The following is a 1,868-nucleotide window of genomic DNA, read 5'->3' on the forward strand; positions in this document are numbered from 1 at the left end:
CGCGACCTCGCTCAGCGCGCGATGCAGATCCGGACCGAGGACGAAGGACGTCGTCTCTCCCGCATACGAGGCCACAGCCGGCCGGGCACGGTCGGCGGGAAGGCTCACCTCCTCCGGAAGGGAAGCCAACTGGTCACGCCAGTACGAGATTTCGGCATCCCGGACCTTGTCCAGGAGATCGCGCTGCCACAACGCGTAGTCCGCGTACTGCACCGGCAGCGGCTCCCACTTCGGCGCCTCGCCCTCCAGCCGGGCCGCGTAGGCCTCGGTCAGATCACGCGCCAGCGGCACCATGGACCAGCCGTCCCCCGCGATGTGATGCAGCACCACGAGCAGAACATGCTCCGACGGACCCGTACTGAACAGCCACGAACGAATGGGCACTTCGGCCGCCAGATCGAAGGCGTAGCGCGCCGCACCCGCCAACGCGTCACCCAGCCCGCCGGCGTCGACCTCGCGCACCTCGAACGGCGCCCGGATCCCGGTCAGCACCCGCTGGCAGGCCTCACCGTCCACCTCCGCGAACACCGTCCGCAGCGACTCGTGCCGACCCACCACGTCATCCAACGCGGCCGCCAGCGCATCCCGGTCCACCGCACCCGACAGGCGCAACGCCAACGGCATGTTGTAGGTCGCCGACGGCCCCTCCAGCCGATGCAGGAACCACAGACGCCGCTGCGCGAACGACAACGGCAACGGCTCCGGCCGCACCCCCGCCGCCAGCACCGGCCGCACCGCACCACCGGAACCCAGCCGCTCCGCCAGACCCGCCACGGTCGGCGACTCGAACACCGCCCGCAACGGCAACTCCGAGCCCAGCACCGAACGCACCCGGCTCACCAGCCGCGTCGCCAGCAGCGAATGACCACCCAGACCGAAGAACCCGTCGTCGATCCCGACCCGGTCGACCCCCAGCACCTCCGCGAACAGACCGCAAAGGATCTCCTCCTGCGGCGACCGCGGTGTCCGCATCGACTGCGGCGCGTAGTCGGGGTCGGGCAGGGCGGCCCGGTCGAGCGAACCGTCCGCCGTCAGCGGGAGGGCGGGGACGGACATGATCGCAGCGGGCAGCCGGTGTTCCGGCAACCGGTGCTTGAGGTCCTCGTGCAAACGCGACACGGAGAACTGGTTCAGGACGAGCGGCACCACATAGGCGACCGATCGCGCCGCCGCCACGTCCACCACGACGGTGGTCTCGGCGACGCCTGGCAGTGTCCGCAGGACGGCTTCGATCTCCAGAGCGGCCGCCTGCGGGTCGGCGGGGCCGACGAGTTCCAGCCGCCCGTCGTCGGGCCGGCGGCGGGCCAGGTCACCTGTGCGGTACATCCGCGCGTCCGGCGTGCCGAACGGGTCCGGCACCCAGCGCTCCGGGTCGGTGCCGACCAGGTCGCCCTCCGCGCCCCTGGCGTACAGCTCGCCCACGACTCCTCGCGGCACGAGCCGGAGGTTGCGGTCCAGGACGTAGTCCAGCCGTGACAGTTCGCGGTGTTCGTCGGGGGTGAGGATGTCGGCCTGGCCGACCGGCAGTTCGGGGCGCGCGGTCATCTGCTCCAGCAGTCGCACCCACCGGCCCAGGAACGTCTCGACGGTGGCCCGGTCGAACAGATCCGTCGCGAACTCCGCGACCCCGCGCATCCCGCCATCGGGTTCCTCGACGAGGCTGAGCGTGAGGTCGACCCGGGACACGCCCGAACCCACCGGCTCCACCGCCACGGCCAGGCCCGGAAGCTCGAACCGCGCCTGCTCGGTGTTCTGCAACGCCAGCATCACCTGGAACAGCGGATGCCGCGCCGCCGACCGCCGGGGATTCAGCTCCTCGACCAGGTACTCGAACGGCACATCCTGATGCGCCAGCGCACCCAGACCCG

Annotated in this window: 1 protein-coding gene; it reads right to left on the reverse strand. The window is 71.3% G+C overall.

Going from position 1 to position 1,868, the window contains the following annotated elements:
• Positions 1-1,868 (reverse strand): condensation domain-containing protein (locus tag ABD308_RS17615; protein WP_344335430.1); only part of this gene is annotated, 1,868 nt, incomplete at both ends.

This window comes from Kitasatospora putterlickiae, assembly GCF_039527695.1.
Classification (GTDB): domain Bacteria; phylum Actinomycetota; class Actinomycetes; order Streptomycetales; family Streptomycetaceae; genus Kitasatospora; species Kitasatospora putterlickiae.